This is a genomic window from Arcicella rigui, assembly GCF_034929435.1.
Classification (GTDB): domain Bacteria; phylum Bacteroidota; class Bacteroidia; order Cytophagales; family Spirosomataceae; genus Arcicella; species Arcicella rigui.
In genome coordinates, this window is the sequence record NZ_JAYFUM010000041.1 from 1 (window position 1) to 1,331 (window position 1,331).

Annotated in this window: 1 protein-coding gene; it reads left to right on the forward strand. The window is 38.3% G+C overall.

All coding sequences use genetic code 11. From position 1 onward, the window contains the following. Positions 1-108 precede the first annotated feature (108 nt). On the forward strand, positions 109-1,308 hold the full coding sequence (locus tag VB248_RS22525; protein ID WP_323299097.1) for an IS256 family transposase: 1,200 nt from the start codon (positions 109-111) through the stop codon (positions 1,306-1,308). The last annotated feature ends 23 nt before the right edge of the window (positions 1,309-1,331 follow it).

The window sequence follows — 1,331 nt, forward strand, 5'->3', positions numbered from 1 at the left end:
GGCACCCTCCCTTTAGTTGTGTAAGTTTTGTTGGGGCTTTGATTTTTTAAAAAATCAAAGCCCCAACAAAAAACTTTAAATAACTTAGGAACAATAATTGTCATTTTTATGGATAAGTCAACACTTTTAGAGGGGGATTTTCTCAAACAATTCAAGAGTGGAGCAGAGTTTACCACTTTTATGGACACGCTTTACAAACGAGGCATCGAAGCTTTGCTTGAAGGGGAACTTGATGCCCATTTGGGCTATGATAAGCATCAGAAACGTTCGCATACCAATGCTCGTAATGGTTACAGTAGCAAAAGGATTAAAACCGAATCTGGGGAAACTCAAATCCAAGTACCCCGTGACCGAGAATCAAGTTTTGAGCCTGTGATAGTACCCAAAGGTCGTCAGGTATCCCAAGGGATAGAAAATGTAATTATCTCCTTGTATGCCAAGGGTATGAGTACTTCTGATATTGAAGAACAACTTCATGAAGTTTATGGTTTTCAGCTATCAAGCACGAGTATTTCAAGGATTACCGACCGCATCAATGCTGATATTGTGGCTTGGCAAAACCGTCCTTTAGAGCGTGTCTATATGGTGGTTTGGATGGATGGTATCGTCTTTAAAGTACGAGAACAGTCAAGAGTAATCAACAAAACGGTTTATATTGCCGTTGGACTTACCAAAGATGGCTACAAAGAAGTATTAGGGCTTTGGGTAGGCAAAAATGAAAGTGCAAGCTTCTGGATGAATGTCTTGAGTGATTTAAAAGCCAGAGGGGTGGAAGATATTCTTATCACGGCTACCGATAATCTTCAGGGCTTTACTCAAACCATTAAAAGTATTTTCCCACAATCTAATACCCAAATCTGTATCGTCCACCAAATCAGAAATGCCTGTAAATATGTATCTTACAAAGACCGAAAGGACTTTAGTCAAGACATGAAGAACATTTATACAGCTCCCACCAAGCAAGCAGCACAAGCCGCTCTGGAGGATTTCGCCCATAAATGGCAAGCTAAATACCAGTATGCTATCAAAAGTTGGAAAGATAATTGGGATGAACTAACGGTATTTTTTGACTTCCCAGTGGAAATAAGAAGAATCATCTATACCACCAATTTGATAGAAAACTTGAATGGAAAAATAAGAAAATATACCCGAAACAAGCTCTCTTTCCCAACAGATGAAGCCGTTTTAAAATCAGTTTATCTGGCAGTCAATGAAGTAGCCAAAGTTTGGACAAAACCAATCCAGAACTGGGGAATTATTATCAACCAATTTTACCTTATTTTTGACCAAAGAATCAAAAACAATTGAAATTCAAAAAACAACTTACACAA